This window comes from Micromonospora salmantinae (assembly GCF_022230905.1).
Taxonomy (GTDB): Bacteria; Actinomycetota; Actinomycetes; order Mycobacteriales; family Micromonosporaceae; genus Micromonospora; species Micromonospora salmantinae.
This window is the reverse complement of the sequence record NZ_JAKKFG010000011.1, coordinates 179,252-196,917: the sequence shown is the minus strand read 5'-3', so window position 1 is coordinate 196,917 and position 17,666 is coordinate 179,252. Positions and strand designations below refer to the sequence as shown.

16 protein-coding genes are annotated in these 17,666 nt (G+C 72.7%); 4 read left to right on the top strand and 12 right to left on the bottom strand.

Annotated elements, in window-relative coordinates; genetic code table 11:
- The first annotated feature begins 167 nt into the window (after positions 1-167).
- A complete protein-coding gene (locus PSH03_RS09750) occupies positions 168-722 on the top strand; it encodes an arsenate reductase/protein-tyrosine-phosphatase family protein (protein WP_210787565.1) in 555 nt (184 codons plus the stop codon).
- Here the strand turns inward: PSH03_RS09750 and PSH03_RS09745 are convergent.
- The gene (locus tag PSH03_RS09745; protein WP_210787564.1) at positions 703-2,166 is read right to left on the bottom strand and encodes a tyrosine-protein kinase domain-containing protein; all 1,464 of its coding nucleotides are present in this window, start codon (positions 2,164-2,166) and stop codon (positions 703-705) included. The two genes, PSH03_RS09750 and PSH03_RS09745, sit on opposite strands and share 20 nt — an antisense overlap.
- 339 nt (positions 2,167-2,505) lie before the next feature.
- Between PSH03_RS09745 and nhaA the strand changes: the two genes are divergently transcribed.
- Complete coding sequence (gene nhaA, locus PSH03_RS09740) at positions 2,506-3,864, top strand: Na+/H+ antiporter NhaA (RefSeq protein ID WP_255750378.1); 1,359 nt, start codon at positions 2,506-2,508, stop codon at positions 3,862-3,864.
- Positions 3,865-3,967: 103 nt separating this feature from the next.
- Here the strand turns inward: nhaA and PSH03_RS09735 are convergent, their stop codons facing one another.
- The 10 genes from PSH03_RS09735 to PSH03_RS09690 form a co-directional block, all read right to left on the bottom strand.
- On the bottom strand, positions 3,968-4,165 hold the full coding sequence (locus tag PSH03_RS09735) for a hypothetical protein (RefSeq protein WP_210786264.1): 198 nt from the start codon (positions 4,163-4,165) through the stop codon (positions 3,968-3,970).
- A 4-nt stretch (positions 4,166-4,169) separates the two neighbouring features.
- Complete coding sequence (locus tag PSH03_RS09730) at positions 4,170-4,493, bottom strand: hypothetical protein (RefSeq protein WP_210786265.1); 324 nt, start codon at positions 4,491-4,493, stop codon at positions 4,170-4,172.
- Positions 4,490-4,852: a DUF1622 domain-containing protein gene (locus PSH03_RS09725; protein ID WP_238685702.1), complete on the bottom strand. Its 363-nt coding sequence runs from the start codon at positions 4,850-4,852 to the stop codon at positions 4,490-4,492. The genes PSH03_RS09730 and PSH03_RS09725 overlap by 4 nt, the downstream gene beginning before the upstream one ends.
- Before the next feature lie 39 nt (positions 4,853-4,891).
- The gene (locus PSH03_RS09720; protein ID WP_145785637.1) at positions 4,892-5,479 is read right to left on the bottom strand and encodes a TMEM165/GDT1 family protein; all 588 of its coding nucleotides are present in this window, start codon (positions 5,477-5,479) and stop codon (positions 4,892-4,894) included.
- A gap of 217 nt (positions 5,480-5,696) precedes the next feature.
- On the bottom strand, positions 5,697-6,662 hold the full coding sequence (egtD, locus tag PSH03_RS09715) for an L-histidine N(alpha)-methyltransferase (protein ID WP_238688907.1): 966 nt from the start codon (positions 6,660-6,662) through the stop codon (positions 5,697-5,699).
- A gap of 21 nt (positions 6,663-6,683) precedes the next feature.
- Positions 6,684-7,460, bottom strand: a complete 777-nt coding sequence (gene egtC, locus PSH03_RS09710; protein WP_238688906.1) for an ergothioneine biosynthesis protein EgtC — start codon at positions 7,458-7,460, stop codon at positions 6,684-6,686.
- Positions 7,461-7,503: 43 nt separating this feature from the next.
- Positions 7,504-8,841 carry an ergothioneine biosynthesis protein EgtB gene (gene egtB / locus PSH03_RS09705; RefSeq protein WP_210786290.1) on the bottom strand — a complete coding sequence of 446 codons (1,338 nt, stop codon included), beginning with the start codon at positions 8,839-8,841 and terminating at the stop codon, positions 7,504-7,506.
- Positions 8,842-8,921: 80 nt separating this feature from the next.
- Entirely contained in the window at positions 8,922-10,157 is a 1,236-nt protein-coding gene (gene egtA / locus PSH03_RS09700; protein WP_238688905.1) for an ergothioneine biosynthesis glutamate--cysteine ligase EgtA, read from the bottom strand.
- A gap of 158 nt (positions 10,158-10,315) precedes the next feature.
- A complete protein-coding gene (locus PSH03_RS09695) occupies positions 10,316-11,140 on the bottom strand; it encodes a hypothetical protein (RefSeq protein WP_238688904.1) in 825 nt (274 codons plus the stop codon).
- Positions 11,141-11,156: 16 nt separating this feature from the next.
- On the bottom strand, positions 11,157-11,789 hold the full coding sequence (locus PSH03_RS09690) for an RNA polymerase sigma factor (RefSeq protein WP_210786270.1): 633 nt from the start codon (positions 11,787-11,789) through the stop codon (positions 11,157-11,159).
- A 538-nt stretch (positions 11,790-12,327) separates the two neighbouring features.
- Between PSH03_RS09690 and PSH03_RS09685 the strand changes: the two genes are divergently transcribed.
- Both PSH03_RS09685 and PSH03_RS09680 read left to right on the top strand, forming a co-directional pair.
- Complete coding sequence (locus PSH03_RS09685; RefSeq protein WP_210786271.1) at positions 12,328-13,689, top strand: serine/threonine-protein kinase; 1,362 nt, start codon at positions 12,328-12,330, stop codon at positions 13,687-13,689.
- Positions 13,690-13,815: 126 nt separating this feature from the next.
- On the top strand, positions 13,816-15,078 hold the full coding sequence (locus PSH03_RS09680) for a nucleotide sugar dehydrogenase (protein WP_238688903.1): 1,263 nt from the start codon (positions 13,816-13,818) through the stop codon (positions 15,076-15,078).
- Positions 15,079-15,185: 107 nt separating this feature from the next.
- Here the strand turns inward: PSH03_RS09680 and PSH03_RS09675 are convergent, their stop codons facing one another.
- Entirely contained in the window at positions 15,186-17,660 is a 2,475-nt protein-coding gene (locus tag PSH03_RS09675; RefSeq protein WP_238688902.1) for an ABC transporter permease, read from the bottom strand.
- Between the last annotated feature and the right edge of the window lie 6 nt (positions 17,661-17,666).

Here is a 17,666-nt window from a genome sequence, read left to right as displayed (position 1 = left end):
GGTGCGCCCCCGCCCCACAGGGATCGCCGGCGACCGGCGCGGCACCACGACCGGCCGGCGTGCGGCGCGCGTACGATGCCGACAACCCCTCCCCGCGCGGCCACCGGCGTCGACGCACCGCCCTCGCGGTGCGCGCTGCGGTGTCCGTACCGATGAGAGGGGCACCGATGGCTGATCGCGTGTTGTTCGTCTGCCACGCCAACCTGTGCCGGTCACCGATGGCCGAGTACCTGGCCCGCCGGCTGCTGGCCGACCGACCCGTCGAGGTGGCCAGCGCCGGCACCGACGCGATCGACGGGCTGGCCATGCACCCGTACGCCCTGGAGGTCGCGACCGAGAGCGGCACCGACCCGGCGGCGTTCCGGACCCGGGGGTTGCGCCCCGAGTATCTGGTCGACGCGACGCTCGTGCTGACCGCGACCCGACGCCAACGCTCGGTCTGCACCGCGTTGGCGCCGGGCGCGCTGCACCGGACGTTCACGTTGCGCCAGTTCGGCCGGCTGGCCGCGGCGGCCGAGACGCCCACCGACTCGGCCGACGACCCGCTGCGGGCGGCGATCGCCGCCGCCGCCCAGGCCCGGGGACGGCTGCAACCCGCCGCCCCGGACGAGGACGACCTTCGGGACCCGATCGGCGGTACCGCGGCCGACTTCAGACGCTGCGCCGAGGAGATCGAACGGTCGCTGCGACCCCTCGCCGCACTCATCGGGGCAGCCGGGTGAGTTCCTGGGTGTGGTCGGGGACCCCGTTGACCCCGTCGGCGGTCGCGCTGTGCCGGCCGGACGCGGCCCGGTCGGCCGGCACCGACGTCTCGGCCGTCGAGGCCACCACCCGGTAGGCCTCGTACTGGTACGCCTCGGCCTTGGCCACCTTCGCCATGTTCAGCACACAGCCGAGCAGCCGGACCGAAACCGAGTGCAGTGACCGGGCCGCCGCGGCGACCTGGGTCCGCGAGGTACGGCCCTGCTGGGTCACCAACAGCGCGCCGTCGGCCTGCACGGCCACCACCACGCCGTCGGTCACCGCCAGCAGCGGCGCGGTGTCGATGATCACGATGTCCGCCGACTCGCGCAGCGCCAGCAACAGGTCCGACATGGCCTTGGAGCCGAGCAGCTCGCTCGGGTTCGGCGGGGCCGACCCGCTGGGCAGCACCAGCAGGGACTTGTCGCCCCAGCGCTGCACGACGTCGCCCACCTTCACGTCGCCCACCAGCACGTCGGTGAGGCCGACGCCGGCGTCCAGGCCCAGGTAGTCGTCGACCTTCGGGCGGCGCAGATCGGCGTCGACAAGCAGCACCCGCCAGCCCGCCTCGGCCAACGCGATGGCCAGGTTGCAGGAGAGGGTGGTCTTGCCCTCGCCCTGAAGGGCACTGGTCACCGCGATGACCCGGGCCGGCTCGTGGACGTCCACGAAGCGCAGGTTGGTCCGCAACTTGCGGACCGCCTCGGCGCGCGCCGAGGTCGCGGCGTCGCCCACGATGAGCGGAGCGCTGCGGGCGTTGGCCTCGAACGGAATCTCACCGAGCAGCGGGCTGCCGGTGGCGCGTTGCAGGCCGGCGGCGTCGCGCAGTCGGACGTCGGCGACGCCGCGCAGGATCGCCAGACCGATGCCGAGGATCAGGCCGATCAGGCCACCGAGGGTGAGGTTGCGAACCGGCTGCGGCGAGACGGGGTCGGCGCTGACCCGCGGGCCACTGACCACCTCGATCTTGATGGGCGCCTTGCCCTCCGGCGTCGTCTCCACCTTCTGTACGAGCTCGACGAACTTGTTGGCGAGGGTCTCCGTCACGCGCAAAGCGCGGGTCTGGTCGGTGTCGGTGACCGATGCCCGCAGCAGAACGGTGCCGGTCTCGGTGGAGGTGCTCACCCGACGCTGCACCTCGTCGGCGGTGAGGCCGACCGGAGTCTCGGCCACCACGCTCTGCGCCAGCCGGTCGCTGCTGAGCAGGTCGGCGTACGACTTGACGCGCTGCTGGAGGAAGAGCCCGCCCTGGTAGGCGTCGGTGACGCCGGTGTTGGGGGTGGTGACGAAGAAGGTCACCGAGGCGACGTACCGGGGTTGGGCCCGTACGGTCAGGAACGCCGAGACGCCGAGAGCCACCATGACCGTGACCAGCGCGACCCACCAGTGCCGACGCACGTGGCGCAATTGGCGGAGCAGGTCCATCAGGAGCGCCCCCGTGCCGGTCCGGTTACGGCAAATAACTTCACGAAAACCCCCAAGGTCGTCTCTAAACTCGTGAAACCATTAAAGCGGCTCATGCGGCTTATGTCCGGAGTTACCTATATTCCGGCGGCGAGATGTGCGCCCGCATGACCAACCCGACAAACGTCCATTCGGCAGCGGCGACAACCGGGAAAAAAGTCGAAGGCCGATCGGACGGCGTCCGATCGGCCCAGCGGTCGCCGCCGACCGCACCTCCGGATAGGGTCGACAGCGGTGTGCCGGGAAGTCTGGTCGGCGAGTGGATTCCTGCCGTCCCGACTCCTGTAGGTGAGCCCGAAGTTGACCTCCCCCACCCCGCCAGCCGACCCGCGTCCGCCGAAGATCCGGCTGTTCTCCCGATCGTCCTGGCCGGAGGCCCGGCACCTGGCCGACGTGCTGCGCACCGAGACCGTCGGTGGCGCGCTACTGCTGTCAGGTGCCGTGATCGCGCTGGTCTGGGCCAACTCCCCGTGGTCCGACTCGTACACCCGCCTCGGCGACGTGGTGCCCTGGCCCGGCGCGCCCTGGCACCTCGACCTGGACCTGGCCACCTGGGCGGCGGACGGCCTGCTGGCCATCTTCTTCTTCGTGGTGGGCCTGGAGCTCAAACGGGAGTTCGTCGCCGGTGACCTCCGCGACCCGCGCCGAGCCGCCCTACCGATGGCGGCCGCGCTCGGCGGGATGGTGCTGCCGGCGCTGATCTACGTGGCGGTGGTGCTGAGCGGGGGCGGGGAGGGCCTGCGCGGGTGGGCCATTCCGACCGCCACCGACATCGCATTCGCGCTCGCCGTACTCGCTGTGGTCAGCTCACATCTGCCCCAGGGGCTACGCGCATTCCTGCTCACCCTCGCGGTGGTCGACGACCTGTTCGCGATCACCATCATCGCGATCTTCTACACCGCCGACTTTCATCCCGTTCCGCTGCTCGCCGCGTTCGCGCCGATCGGGCTCTTCGCGGTGCTGGTGCAGCGGGGGCGCACCTGGTGGTGGGCGCTGATCCCCCTCGCGATCGCCGCCTGGACACTGATGCACGCCTCGGGCGTGCACGCCACTGTCGCCGGTGTCCTGCTCGGCTTCACGGTCCCGGTGCTCGCCCGCCGACGGGCGGACGGCGGCCAGCCGGCCAGCGCCAGCGCAGAGGCGGGCGAGGGTGGGCTCGCCGCCCGCCTGGAACACCGCTGGCGGCCCGTGTCGGCCGGCTTCGCGGTGCCGATCTTCGCCCTTTTCGCCGCCGGGGTCACCCTACGCGGCACCGACCTGGGCGCCCTGCTGAGCGACCCGATCGTGATCGCCATCGTCGCCGCCCTGGTGTTCGGCAAGAGCATCGGCATCTTCGGCTCGACGTACCTGCTGGCCCGGTTCACCCGCGCCGAACTGGACGAGGACATCACCTGGGTCGACCTGCTCGGGATCGCCCTGCTGGCCGGCGTCGGCTTCACCGTCTCGCTGCTCATCGGCGACCTGGCGTTCGGGGCGGGCAGCACTGCCGACGACCGGGTCAAGGCTGCCGTGCTGCTCGGCTCGGTGATCTCCGCCGGGTTGGCCGCCGCCGTGCTCAGACGCCGCAACGCGGCGTACCGGAGGGTGGCGCAGCGGGAGCGGCTGGACGCCGACGGGGACGGCGTACCCGACGTCTACCAACACCCCGACGCACGCTGAACAACGCGGACGCGCCACGGCTGACGCGAACCGCCGAGTGGCGGCGCGGCGAGCGCGGGTCACCGTCGTGCCGCGCCGCCGCACCAACGGCGCGGGCTTGCGCTCAGTGGCGACGGTCGGCGGGCGGCAGGTCCTCGGTCTCCTCGACCAGCGCCTCGGCCGCCGGCCCGGTGAGGTCGTCGCCCGGCACCGCCACCGCCTCGACGCGATCCTGCTCATCGGCCTTACCGCCGGGCGGCGGCTCCGGGGCGGTGGCACCGCCGGCGTAGCCGTACTCGTTCGGTTCGTCGTGCCGGCTCATGTGATCATCCTCCCGCTTTTCCCGTTTCACCTGTCGAGGCCAACGGTAGGTGGTGATCGTCCGCGGCGCAGCGCGCCGGGGATTGTCGGCCGGACCATGGGGGTGGGCCGCTGAGCGCCGCCCCGAGCAGCTGACGCAGGGCGATGATCGCCACCGCGCCGGCCAGGCCGTTCCAACCCGGCTCGCCGGCGAGCCGGAGCAGGCCGGCCGCGGTGAGTAGGTCCAGCAGTACCCGGACGCCGCTGCGCAGCGCCCCGGTGGTGAGCGTGGTGAGCACTCCGGCGACCAGCGCCACGGCGGTGACCACCGTGACCAGGGTGCCCGTCACGATTGACGCTCCCCCTCGGCCACCTGACGCTGCTCCTGACGGATCTCGCGGCCCAGGAAGTAGTTCAACGCCGTTCGGATCGTCGCGATCGCGGCCAGTTGGCCGATCTGCGTGAACGACGGGGACACCGCCGTGCGCAGCACGTCGGCCGCCAGCTGGAATTCCAGGCCGAGGGTCAGAAAGCGGCCCAGCGAGAGCCGGATCGGCGTGAAGCGGGCGGCGCTGCGGTGTCGCAGCCCTTCGACCACGAACCGCACCGCCGCCCACACCGCGCCCACGAAGATCACCAGCGCGCCGGCCACCTCCACCACGGCAACCAGCACCTGGTCGCCCTGGCGCAACAACTCGGCCGGCTCCACCCCGGGCCGTTACCCGCCCTCCGGGCAGCTAGTCGGCGCTCAGGTCAGCTCATTCACCGCTTCCAGGATCAGCCAGAGACCGGAGATCGCGAAGAGGATCGCGGCGCCGTACTTGATGGTCTTCTCCGGCAGCCGCCGGCCGAGCATCCGGCCGACCAGGATTGCCAACGCGTCCGCGGCCACCATGCCGATGGTGGAGCCGAGCCAGGTGCCGAACCAGCCGTACTTGGTGGCGAGCGTGATCGTGGCGAGCATCGTCTTGTCGCCCAGCTCGGCGAGGAAGAACGCCACCGACACCGCCACCAGCGCGGTCTTGTTGGTCTTCTCCGCCTTGCGCTTCTCCTCCTCGGTGAGCTTGTCCCCGCGTAACGTCCACGCGCCGAACCCGAGGAACGCCACGCCGGCAACCAGGGAGATCCACTCAGTCGGCAGCACCGCCCCGAGACCCGCGCCGATGGCGACCGACGCCAGGTGCACCACCGCGGTGGCGACCGTGATGCCGATCAGCACCGGAATCGGTTTGAACCGCGTGGCGAAGGTCAGCGCCATCAGCTGGGACTTGTCCCCCAGCTCGGCGACGAAGATGACGCCGAAGCTGACGACCAGCGCGGCGAAAAATCCCTCCATGACGTCCTTCCCGTTCACGCCGGGAGGAGGTACAGGGGCGCCCTCGACCCGGCTGCAACAGCCTGAGTCGAAGGTCTCGCCCGCCCCGGGAAAACCGGGGCCGCGTGGCCGGATGCGGAACGCACCAGTATGTCGACCACGACATTGGGGGCTACTCCCCTTCGCGTGATCAGCCTATCGGATCACCGCCCGGCCCGGCCGAGCCGGGTGGACAGGCTCACCGCGCCCGCGCCAGCGTGACGCCGAAGAGCGCGTCCGGGTCGGTCCAGAACTCCGCGGTGGCGAAGCCGGCGCTGGCCAGTTCCGCGGCGATCCCCTCCCGGTGGAACTTCGCCGAGACCTCGGTACGCAGCTCCTCCCCCGCCGCGAAATCGACTGTCAGCCCCAGCACCCGCACGCTCATCGGCCGGGTCGCCCGCAACCGCATCTCGATCCACTCGTGGTCCGGATCCCACACGGCGACGTGCTCGAACGCCGCCGGGTCGAAATCGGCGCCCAACTCCCGATTGATCACGTGCAGCACGTTGCGGTTGAACTCGGCGGTGACCCCGGCGGCGTCGTCGTACGCCGGCACGATCACCGACGGGTCCTTCACCAGGTCCGTGCCGAGCAACAACCAGTCGCCGACCTCCAGCGCGGCGCGCATCGCCGTCAGGAAGTCGGCCCGCTCGGCGGGCAACAGGTTGCCGATGGTGCCGCCGAGGAACACCACGAGCCGCCGACCGCCGGTGGGCAGCCGGTCCAGTTGGCGGGTGAAGTCCCCCACGATGCCCCGCACCCGCAGGCGGGGATAGTCGGCCGCGATCTGGGCGGTGGACCCGCGCAGCGCACTGACCGACACGTCGAGGGGGACGAACGTGCCCAGCCCACCGCGGCGGGTGAAGGCGTCCAGCAACAGCCGGGTCTTCTCCGACGAACCGGAGCCCAACTCGATGAGCGTCTTGGCCCCGGTCAGCGTCGCGATGTCGGGAGCGTGCGCGGCCAGCACGGCCCGCTCGGCCCGGGTCGGGTAGTACTCGGGCAGTCGGGTGATCTCCTCGAAGAGTTCGCTGCCCCGCGCGTCGTAGAACCACTTCGGCGGCAGCCACTTCCGCCCGGCGCTCAGCCCGGCCCGGACGTCGTCGCGCAGGCCACGCTCCAGGTCACCCTCTTCGAGGTAGACCTCCAGGGGTTCCGCGGTCATCGGTTCGCTCCTCTCGTTCGATCAGCCTGTGCGTGCCTGCCCGGCGCGGCTCACCGGGGCAGGCAGTGGACGTACCCGCGCCTCACCCGCGGTGGCGACGACGAGGTGCCCCTCCGGCACCGACCGCCACCCGGGATCGTCGTCGTGCGGCTCGGAGGCGAGCAGCACCGAACCCGGTGTCTCGCGGACCGACAACGCGTGCCCCGCCACGCTCGCCACCACCCGGTGCCCGTCGGTGAGCAGCAGGTTGAGCCGCGACCCGGGGGCGGCGGCGGCGACGTCGGTCACCGTCCGCCCGACCGCCTCGACCGGGTCGGCACCGGCGCGCAACCGATGCCGCACCAGCGCCCAGAGCAGCGCCGAGTCGGTGGTGGCGTCCAGAGTGAGCAGGTCACGCACCGGCAGACCGGCGGCGAGCGGCACCACGGCGTCCGGCCAGCCGCGGACCACACCGTTGTGGCTGAACAGCCACCGCCCCTCGGCGAAGGGCGCCGCCGCGCCGTCGAGCACCGCCATCCCGACCGTGGCCGAGCGCACCGCCGCCACCACCGCCGCGCTGCGGGTCACCGCCGCCAGTTGGGCGATGGTCGGGTCGCTCCAGATCGGCTGCGCCCGTCGGTAGCGCACCGGCTCACCCTCACCCGGGTACCAGCCGACACCGAACCCGTCGGCGTTGATCGTGCCGCCGCCGCGCATGTCACGGGGCGCCCAGGACTGCCGCACCAGCGAGTGCGGAGGGTCGAACAACAGCTCGGCCAGGGTGACCGGCGGCCCCAGGTAGGCCAGGTGGCGACACATCAGCGCCCCCGGCCCGCCGCCGGGCCGCCGGTCGTGCGGCGACTCACCGGTACGACTCGTCCGGTCGCGCGTCCCGGGCGCAGCGGAACCCGCTGAAGATCTGCCGGCGGATCGGATAGTCCCAGTTACGGAAGGTGCCCCGGCAGGCGGAGCGGTCGGTGCCGAACGAGCCACCGCGCAGCACCCGGTAGTCGCCGCCGAAGAAGACCTCCGAATATTCGCGATAGGGGAACGCGGCGAACCCCGGATGCCCGTCGAACGGGGTCGAGGTCCACTCCCAGACGTCCCCTATGAGCTGGTGCACACCCAACGGTGACGCGCCGGCCGGATACGCGCCCACCGGCGCCGGCCGCAGATGGCGCTGGTCGAGGTTGGCGTGCGCCTCGGTCGGGTCGTCGTCCCCCCAGGGGTAACGGCGCGACCGCCCGGTCGTCGGATCCCACCGGGCCGCCTTCTCCCACTCCGCCTCGGTCGGCAGCCGCTTGCCGGCCCACGCCGCGTACGCCTGCGCCTCGTACCAGCACACGTGCACCACCGGCTCGTCGGCGCGGACCCGCGCCCACTGACCGAAGCGCCGATACGACCAGTCGTCGCCGTCGGAACGCCAGTGCATCGGGGCGCTGAGCTGCTCCCGAACCCGATGCTCCCAGCCCGCCGCGCTCCACCAGCGCTGATCCGTGTAGCCGCCGTCGGCGATGAAGGCCGCGTACTGGCCGTTGGTCACCGGGGCGGCGTCGATGACGTACGCCGGGAGGTCGACCCGGTGCGCCGGACGTTCGTTGTCCAACGCCCACGGATCGGTGTCGGTGCCCATGGTGAACTCGCCGGCCGGCACCAGCACCTCCGCGCCGACCCGGACCGACGGCTCGGGCGGCGCCGGGGCGTGCAGCACCGCCGGCCCCGAGCGCAGCTGGTGGGTGGCGAGCATGGTCTCGTCGTGCTGCTGCTCGTGCTGCACGATCATGCCGAAGGCGAACCCGTCGGCGACCAGCGGCCGCTCGGTGAAGGTCACCGCGTCGAGCAGGTCGTGCACCTTGTCCCGAACGGTGGCCAGGTAGGCGCGCGCCTCCGCGGGCGGCAACAGGGGCAGCGCGGGGCGGTCTCGGCGCGGCTGCTTGAACGCGTCGTACAACTCGTCGATGTCACACCGGACCGGTTCCCGGCCCCCGACGTCCCGCACCAACCAGAGCTCCTCCTGGTTACCGACGTGGGCGAGGTCCCAGACCAACGGCGACATCAGCGGTGAGTGCTGGCGCGTCAGGTCGACGTCGTCGACCACCTCGGTCAGCAACGCGGTACGGGCGCGGGCCCGCGCCAACTCCACAGCGATGTGGTCGCGCAACTGCTCGCCGTCGACCCGGCCCGCCCGCGAGGTTCGCAGAACCGGCTCACTCCTCGCGCTCACTGAACCGCCTTCCGTTGGCGACTGCGAGGCTCGCAACCCCGGCTCACTCCTCGCGCTCACTGGTCTCTCCTCTCTGCGGCGGCGAGCCGCTGGCGTACCCCTCGCCGGATCTCGTCGTGAGTGCTGGCCGGCAGCTCCAGTCGGGGCATGCTGCTCAGGGCCAGGTCGAGCAGGGCCGCCGCGGCGGCGGCCAGCGCCGGGTCGGCCAGGCCGTGCCGAGCGGCGGGCGACCAGCGGTGCGCCACCGGCGTGGCGATGGTGTACGCCTCGCGCACGGTGCCCGGGTCACCGAACAGGGCGGTCAGCACCGCCAGTGGCAGCCGCCAGCCGCCACCCGGTTGGGCGTCCAGGTAGCGCAGCTCCAGGTAGCCGCGCGGGCGCACCGGCGGAAAGAGGGTGCTGACGTGGTAGTCGAGGTCATCGGTGGTCGGCGGTTGTGGCAGCGCGCCGTCGAGCCAGTCGGCGAAGGTCACTCCGGGCGGCGCGGCCCAGTCGGCGCTGCGCCGGCGCAGACAGAGCAGCGGCGCGGCGAGCACGTAGCTGATCCAGGTGTCGGTCGGATCGTCCCCAGCCCGGGAGGGCGACCAGACCGGGCGGGTCCGAGCCGGGTCGATGGCCAGCCAGGCGGCCATCCGGGCGGAGGCCCAACCGGTGCGCCGCCCGGCGTGTCGAGCGGCGGAGGCGAACACCGCGAGCAGTGGGGGCCCGACCGCGTGGGCGGCGGCCCAGCGGTCAGCGACCTGGTCCGGCTCACCGGCGTCGAGGCAGATCTGCAGGCCGGCGGTGCTGTACATCATCGTGCGGCCGGCCGGGCCGTGGCGGTCGAAGGCTCCGCGCATCGCGCGGTAACGGGGAGTTTCCACCACCGGGCGGGGCCGTCGGTGGGGGTCGATGCCGCTGCTGCCGAGGATCAGCCCGGCGGCGGCCAGCAGGTCGGTGACCTGGGCGATGTCGGCCTCGGTGGCGCGGATCAACGCGGCGACCGAGGGGCGGGGCGGGGTGGAGATCTCCAACTGGCCACCCGGCTCCAGGGTGACCATGCCGCCGTGTCGCAGCGGCTCGGCTGGGCTGGTGGCATCCAGCGTGGCGGGGCTGTGCCGCCCCAGCGCCGCCCGCAGTCGCGTCGCGTCGACCGGTCGAGCGGGATCGGCGGCGTCGTGCACGGTCCATTCCAGTTCGACGCCGGTGTGGGTGGGTGGGCCGGTCTTGAAGCAGATCCGGGCGAGGTGTCGGACTGCGGCTGCGGACTCGCGCAGGATGGCGCTGCGGTCCAGGTCGGATGACGTCGCCAAGGGTCGGGCCCCCTCTCCGTTGTGCCGGGTCCGGCACACCGTGCCACCGTAAACCCACCCACCGACACCGTCGGGGGCGTGCACGGTGCCACCAACCTCTGTCTAACAGACGAATTTCCGAAGCAGGGCGGAACCAAACCGCTCCCACCGCCGACCGGTCAGCCGCCGGCCCGGTGGCCCGGTCCCGGCGGTGACGGCGGGGCGTTCCCGGATGGGGACGGCCTGCCGTTCGCCGACTCGGAGGGCGTGACCTTCGCCGGCTCGGACGGCTTCGTCTCGGGTACCAGCCGCTGGCAGTACGCCTCGACCTCGGCGGGGCCGCCGGCAGCGGTCACCAGCTTCTGGAAGGCCGGCGTGCGTAGCGCCTTCTCCCGCTGCTCGGGTGCCTTCGCCCGCCATGCGCGGCACAGTCCGTGCACCTCGCCGACGGTAGCGGGACTGGCCGGCGGCGTGGCGGTGACGGGCGGCGGCGCGCCCGGCGACGGGGCGCCGGTGCCCACCGACCGACCGGGCTCGCTCGATCGGGATGCGCCCTGGTGCGTCGAGGGTGACGGGCGCGACGGTGCCGGAGCGACCGGTTCTGGCCCCCGGTCCCGGGTGACCGCGGCGAAGGCGGCCCCCGCGGTGGCGGTGGCTGCCACCGCGCCGATCCAGGCCACCGCGCCGGTGGTCGTCCGGCGACGGCGTGGCCGCTGCGGCACAGCCGGTGCCGGGTTGGCCCGGGCGGCCCGGAACGCGGCCACCGCGGCGTCCTCCCCGGCCAACTCGCCTGGGCGGACGGGGCCGGCAGCCACGGCGAGCAGCGCGGCGACCGGCTCGACCGGGGGCACGTTCGGGGCGCTCAGGTGCGCCTCAGGTGAGTCCGCGTCCAGTTCGGTGCGCGCGGCGGAGGGGTTCTGGTCCAGGGTGGCGTCCCCCCGGGCGGAGGCCGAGTCGAGCAGCCGCTCGCTGTCGGCGTGGTCGGCCCGCCGGAACGGGTTCATCGGGAGTCCCCTCACGTCAGCCGTCCGCCGGTTCGACGTGCGATGCCCGCAGGGCGGGGCCGCTGCCCGCACGCGGCGGTGGCACCCCCTCGACCCCGGCCGAGGACTCGGCCGGGGTCTGCCGCTCCAGCAGGACCGCGAGCCGGCGTAGGCCACGGTGAGCGGCGGTCCGCACGGCGCCGGCCCGGCGGCCCAGTACCCGGCCGGCGGATCCCGCGTCCAGCCCGATCACGGCCCGCAGCAGGACTGCTTCGGCCTCCCGGGGCGGGAGGGTGGCGATCAGCGCGAGGGCGGTCTCGGTACCGATCGTCTCGCTGGCTCGCTCGGCGGTGTCCGCGTCGCTGGCGAGCTCGACGAGCGCCTGCACCGGGACCGGGAGCGAGGGGCGGCGGCGCATCCGGCGCAGGTGGTCCATCGCGCGGTTACGGGCGATGGTGACCGCCCAGGCCCGGAACTCGCCCCCGGTGAAGCCGGGCAGGTCACGGGAGATCTGGAGCCAGGTCTCGGAGGCGACGTCCTCGGCGTCGGCGCCGACGAGCGCGGTCAGGTATCGCAGCAGCCCGGGCTGGAGGCTGCGGTAGAGGAAGCGGAACGCCTCCTCGTCCCCGGCCTGCGCGGCGGTCACCACCTCCGACAGGTCGGCGGTCATCCGCGGCCCACGCATCGTTCGGGGCGTGTCGGCCCGACCAACCGGGCTGGCGCACGCCACGCGGCACGAGTCGTCCGCCCGATCAGCACCAGCACCACACCGCCCTCCACCGCTCTGATTGTGCCCGCGACAACGATTGTCGGGGCGGCGTGTCCGGGGGCCAACGCCAGGGTGGTCGATCGGCGCGCTGCGCGCCGAGGTAGCCGGGAGGGCCCGAGCCGGGCTAACGCTAGGAGGGGGCTCGCGACGCGACAAGTCGGCGTCGTGTCACGGAAGAGTGACAATTATCAACCCGGCCCGACGGCGCGTCGCCGTAACGGCCGGTACGCAGCAGACGCCAACCGTGCCTGGAGGCGGATTCTGGCCACCGCCGACGACCCGAGCGACGGAAATAGTCGCTTTTTGTGACACCACACATCCGCAGCGTCACGAAGAGCGAGCGTCCACACAGGTCAGGCCGGATCAGCCAGTCTGAACCAGCCGCCCGGCGGCCCTGCCGCGGCGCGCCGCCCCGCGCCACTCTAGGTACGGTAATGCGGTGTTGTCATCGGAGGTCGTGCTCAGCGGTCGCTACCGCTTGGACGAACGTGTCGCCACGGGCGGCATGGGCGACGTTTGGCGTGCCTCCGACCTGATCCTCGGCCGACAGGTCGCGGTCAAGGTTCTCCTGCCGGCGCTGGTCTCCGATCCCGATTTCATCGCCCGGTTCCGCGCCGAGGCCCGGATCATGGCGGCGCTGCGGCACCCCGGCATCGTGCAGGTCTTCGACTGCGGTGCGGACGACCTCCCCGACGGGGGGCGGGCGGACTACCTCGTCATGGAGTTCGTCGCCGGCGAGCCGTTGTCCAAGCGGATCGAGGCGGCCGGACGGCTCGACGTGGCCGAGACGATGTCGATCGTGGCCCAGGCGGCCGCGGCGCTCAACGCGGCGCACCGCGGCGGCATCGTGCATCGCGACGTCAAGCCCAGCAACCTGCTGGTGCAGGAGGACGGCACCGTCGTCCTGGTGGACTTCGGCGTGGCCCGCTCCACCGACATCACCAGCATCACCAGCACCAACGCGGTGCCCGGCACCGCCCTCTACATGGCTCCCGAGCAGGCCGCCGGTCGGCCGGTCAGCGGTGCCACCGACATCTACGCCCTGGGCGCTGTCACCTACTGCTGTCTGACCGGCAGTCCGCCGTTCACCGGTGACAATCCGCTCCAGGTCGCCGTGCGGCACCTGGACGACGAGCCGCCGGAGCTGTCGCACGACATTCCGGAGGCGGTCCGCGCCCTGGTGTCGCGGGCCCTGGCCAAGGATCCGCTGGAGCGGTTCACCAGCGGAGCGGCGATGGCCGAGGCCGCTCGGACGGCGGTCACCGGCGGCGAGCCGCCGACGGCGATGGCCGGGCCGGTCGCGCTGCGCGACGCTGGGCCGGGCACCCGCACGGACGTGCCGGCCGGCGCGGCGGTGGCGGACGGGCGCCAGCGACGGCGGGGTCCGCTCGTCGGCGCGGCGGCGGCGATGCTGGTCGCGCTGGTCGGGCTCGGCGCGGCGCTGGCCGCGACGCGCAACATCGAGGACCCGGCGGTCAATCTGCCGGCCACCTCGCCGACGGCCGCGCCGAGCGGTCCCGTCGACCTGCCCGCGGCGAACGAGCAGATCACCAGCGTCGAGCCGGGCCGGCCGGACCGGCCGCACGTCCCCGGCAACTCCCCGTCGGCCTCGCTCTCCGTCACGCCGAGTGTGCAGCCGAGTCAGACCGCCAACTCGCCGACGCCGACGGCGGGCGTCACCACGGCGCCGCCTACCAGCGCGGCACCCACGACGGCCGCGCCGCCGACGACCAGCGCGCCTCCTGATCCACCCGCCACCTCCAGCCCGCCGCTCGAGCCGGAGGTGCCGGCGGACGGTTGAGCCGACCGCTGTCGCCGATCCCCCTCCAGTCTCACCAGCACCGATATCCCCAAAACGGACTTACGACGCCGAAGACGCCTCTAGGCTCTCAGCAGGCTATTTACACCATCTGCTGCGGGAGCCTGGGTGAGCGCTGAAAAGCTGGTCGTGATCGGTCAGGGGTACGTCGGACTGCCGCTGGCCATGCGGGCCGTCGAGGCGGGGCTGGACGTGGTCGGTCTCGACGTCGATGCCGACCGGGTGAAGCGTCTCGCCTCCGGCGAGTCGTTCGTCGAGGACATTCCGGCCGACCGGCTGGGCCGCGCGTTGGGCAGCGGCCGCTACCACCCCAGCACTGAGTACACCGATGCTGACGGGTTCGACATCTGCGTCATCACGGTGCCGACCCCGCTGCGCGACGGGACCCCGGACCTGAGCTTCGTCGAGCAGGCCGGCATCGGTATCGGCCCGTACGTACGCCCGGGCTGCACGGTGATCCTGGAATCGACCACCTACCCGGGCACCACCGAGGAACTGCTGCGTCCTCTGTTGGAGTCGGCCAGCGGCCTGACCAGCCCCGGTGACTTCCACCTCGGCTACAGCCCCGAGCGGATCGACCCGGGCAACCCGACCTGGCGCCTGGAGAACACCCCTAAGGTGGTCTCCGGTGTGGACCCGGCGGCGCTGGCCCGGGTGGACGGGTTCTACCAGCGCCTCGTGGAACGCACCGTGCCGGTGGACTCCACCCGCGTCGCCGAGCTGACCAAGCTGATCGAGAACACCTTCCGCCAGGTCAACATCGCGCTGATCAACGAGCTGACCATGCTCTCGCACCACCTCGACATCGACGTCTGGCAGGCGATCGACGCCGCCTCGACCAAACCGTTCGGCTTCATGCCGTTCCGGCCCGGCCCCGGCGTCGGCGGGCACTGCCTGCCGATCGACCCGTGCTACCTGTCCTGGCAGGTCAAGCGCCGCCTCGGTCGGCAGTTCCGGTTCATCGAGCTGGCCAACGACGTCAACCACGAGATGCCCGAACACGTCGCGCAGCGGATCATGGGAGGGCTGAACCGGGACGGTCGGGCTGTCAGCGGCGCCCGACTGCTGCTGCTCGGTCTGGCGTACAAGAAGAACACCGGCGACATGCGCGACTCCCCCGCCGTGGACGTGGCCCGTCGGTTGCAGGCCCTCGGCGCCGAGGTGCACGCCGTCGAGCCGTACGCCGAGGCGCACCAGATCCCCGCCGGGATCACAGTGGTCGGGCTCAGCGAGCGTGAGGTGCGCGCGGCCGACGCGGTGGTGGTGGTCACCGACCATGACGCCTTCGACTACGACCTCGTGGTCAGGCACGCCCGCTACGTCTTCGACACCCGCAACCGGTGCGTCGGCCCGATGGTCGAGCGCCTGTAGACCCGGCACCGCTGGCCGGTCCCGCCGCCGGGGAAGACGGCGGGACCGGCCAGCGGATGTCCGTCCGGTCGGCGGGGTCGGACCCGGCCGGTCCGGCCGCGACCAGGTCACTGGTCGGCGAGCGCCTCGACGACCGGGCGGGACAGCGCCCGGCGGGCCGGCAGCACCGAGGCGAGCAGTGCGGCGAGCACCGCGACACCGAGGATCAGCCCGAGCTGGCCGAGCGGCAGCACCACGTGGAAGTCGCCGCCGAGGCGGTCCAGCAGGGCCATCGTGGACGCGCTGACTCCGGTGCCGAGCCCGACCCCGAGCACCGCGCCGACCAGCGCCATCAGCACCGCCTCGACGGCCAGCACCGCGCGCATCCGCCCTCGGGTGAGCCCGACCGCCCGCAGCACGGCGTTCTCCCTGGTCCGTTCGACCACCGACAGGCTCAGGGTGTTCGCCACGCCGACCAGGGCGATCACCACGGCCAGACCGAGCAGCGCGGTGACGAAGGCGAGCAGCATGTCCACAGTTCCGGTGAGCATCTTCTTGTAGGCGCCCTGGTCCATCAGGTTCACCGTCGGGTAGCGGCCCAGCACCGCGGTGATCGCGTCGCGGGCCCGCTCGGGGCTCACCCCGGCGGCGGGGTCGATCTCGGCCAGGTAGCCGCGCCGGGTGGGGAAGAGCGCGGCGAAGTCCTGGTCGGACACGTCGATGACGTGACCTGCGGGCACCTCACCGCCGGGGGTGTCGTCGGTCACCACGGCGGCCACCCGGAACGCCTTCCCCCTGACGGTCACCGGGGAGCCGACCTGCCAGCCACGGGCCCGCGCCAACTCGCTGTGCACCAGCACCTGCCCCGGCCCGACCCGCTCGGCGTCCCCGGCCAGCACTCCGCTCAGCGTCCGGCCGACCAGCGCCGGGTGGGCCGCGCGGATCTCGACGTCGTCGACGACGGTGCTGCGCTGCTCGTGCACCACACCCAGTTCGGGACGGGAGGCGAGCTCACTGACGAGCGCGGCCGGCAGGTCCTGACCGATTCCGCTGACCACGAAGTCCGTTCCGATCTGGGCGTCCACGCTGCGTTCGATGCCGTCCTTGGTGCTGCGCGCGCCGACCATGAACGCCGAGACCAGTCCGATACCGATCACCAGCGCGGTGGCCGTCGCGGCGACCCGCCGTGGATTGCGCACCGTGTTGTTGACCGCCAGTTCACCGATGGTGCCGAGCACTCGTCGAACCGGCCAGCCGAACACCCGGGCCAGCGCGGGGACGAGCACCGGCCCGAACAGCACGATCCCGAAGAAGGTGAGCACCCCACCGACCGCCACCAGTAGAAGCTGAGCGGCGCTGGCGGCACCGGCCAGCGCGGCCACACCGACGGCGAGGACCACCGCGCCGATGCTCAGCCGAACCCGACCAGCACCCCGGCCGGGCTGCACCGCGGCGTCGGTGAGCGCGGCCACCGGGGCGATCCGTGTGCCCCGCCAGGCCGGCAGCAGGGCGGCGCACACGGTGAGCCCGGTGCCCAGCAGCAGGCCGGTGAGCACTGTCGAACCGGTCACTGTCAGCCCACCGGTGACCGGCACGTCCAATCGGGACAGCAGCAGCCGCAACCCGGCGGCGAGGGCCACCCCGAGCAGCACCCCGAGCGCGGAGGCGACCAGACCCAGCATCGCCGACTCCAGCACTGTGGACCGGAAGACCTGTCCCCGGGTGGCGCCGATCAGGCGCAGCAGCGCGGTCCGTCGGGTGCGCTGGGCCAGCACGATCGCGAAGGTGTTGGCGATCACGAAGCCGGCCACCACGATCGCGACCCCTACGAAGATCAACAGCAGCATGCGGAACTGGTCCACGTTGCGGACCGCGTCCTCCACGGCCTCGTCGAGGATCTGCTGGCGACTCTTCACCGTGGATTCGGCGCCGGACACGGCGCGTACCTTCTCGGTCAGCGCCGCGACGTCGGCGCCCGGCCGGGCCGCCACCATGATCCGGCCGTAACCCCGCTCGCCGGTGAGGGCCAGGGCGTCCGGCCCGACCAGGCCGACGAACGGACCGCCGACGTCGCGGGCGGTGCCGGCCACGTCGACGGTGCCCACCAGTGTGTACGGGCGCGCCGCCCCACCGGTGGCGCCGATCCGGACCGTGGCGCCGAGCCCGAAGCCCTGCTCGGCCGCCGTCGGCGCGTCGAGCACCACCTCCCCGGCCCGGTCGGGCAACCGGCCGGCCACCACGTCGTACGAGCGCAGCGCGTCCTCGGTGGGGATGGCGACGAGCATGGTGAAGCCGAGCACCGGCCGACCGTCGGCTCCGACGATCCCGGCGGTGTTGGTCAGCTCACCGGCGGCGGCGGCCACCCCGTCGACCGCCCGCACCCGGTCGATCAGTGCCGGGGGCAACACCTGGCGGCCGGCCGTGTAGACCCCCAGGTCGGTGTGGCGGTCGAAGGTGCCGGCCCGGTCGTAGGCCCCGGCCCGCATCCCGTCGACGAAGATCATCGTGCCGGCGACGAACGCGACGCCGAGCACGACGGCGAGCGCCGAGAGCAGCATGCGCAGCGCCTCGGCGCGCAGCGAACGCAGGGTCAGGCGGATCATGCGGGG

Excerpts from the sequence above, each read along its gene's own strand:
- PSH03_RS09750 (WP_210787565.1), top strand. The coding sequence starts at position 168 with ATGGCTGATCGCGTGTTGTTCGTCTGCCACGCCAACCTGTGCCGGTCA.
- PSH03_RS09745 (WP_210787564.1), bottom strand. The coding sequence starts at position 2,166 with ATGGACCTGCTCCGCCAATTGCGCCACGTGCGTCGGCACTGGTGGGTC.
- PSH03_RS09735 (WP_210786264.1), bottom strand. The coding sequence starts at position 4,165 with ATGAGCCGGCACGACGAACCGAACGAGTACGGCTACGCCGGCGGTGCC.
- PSH03_RS09720 (WP_145785637.1), bottom strand. The coding sequence starts at position 5,479 with ATGGAGGGATTTTTCGCCGCGCTGGTCGTCAGCTTCGGCGTCATCTTC.
- egtD (WP_238688907.1), bottom strand. The coding sequence starts at position 6,662 with ATGACCGCGGAACCCCTGGAGGTCTACCTCGAAGAGGGTGACCTGGAG.
- egtC (WP_238688906.1), bottom strand. The coding sequence starts at position 7,460 with ATGTGTCGCCACCTGGCCTACCTGGGGCCGCCGGTCACCCTGGCCGAG.
- PSH03_RS09695 (WP_238688904.1), bottom strand. The coding sequence starts at position 11,140 with ATGAACCCGTTCCGGCGGGCCGACCACGCCGACAGCGAGCGGCTGCTC.
- PSH03_RS09690 (WP_210786270.1), bottom strand. The coding sequence starts at position 11,789 with ATGACCGCCGACCTGTCGGAGGTGGTGACCGCCGCGCAGGCCGGGGAC.
- PSH03_RS09675 (WP_238688902.1), bottom strand. The coding sequence starts at position 17,660 with ATGATCCGCCTGACCCTGCGTTCGCTGCGCGCCGAGGCGCTGCGCATG.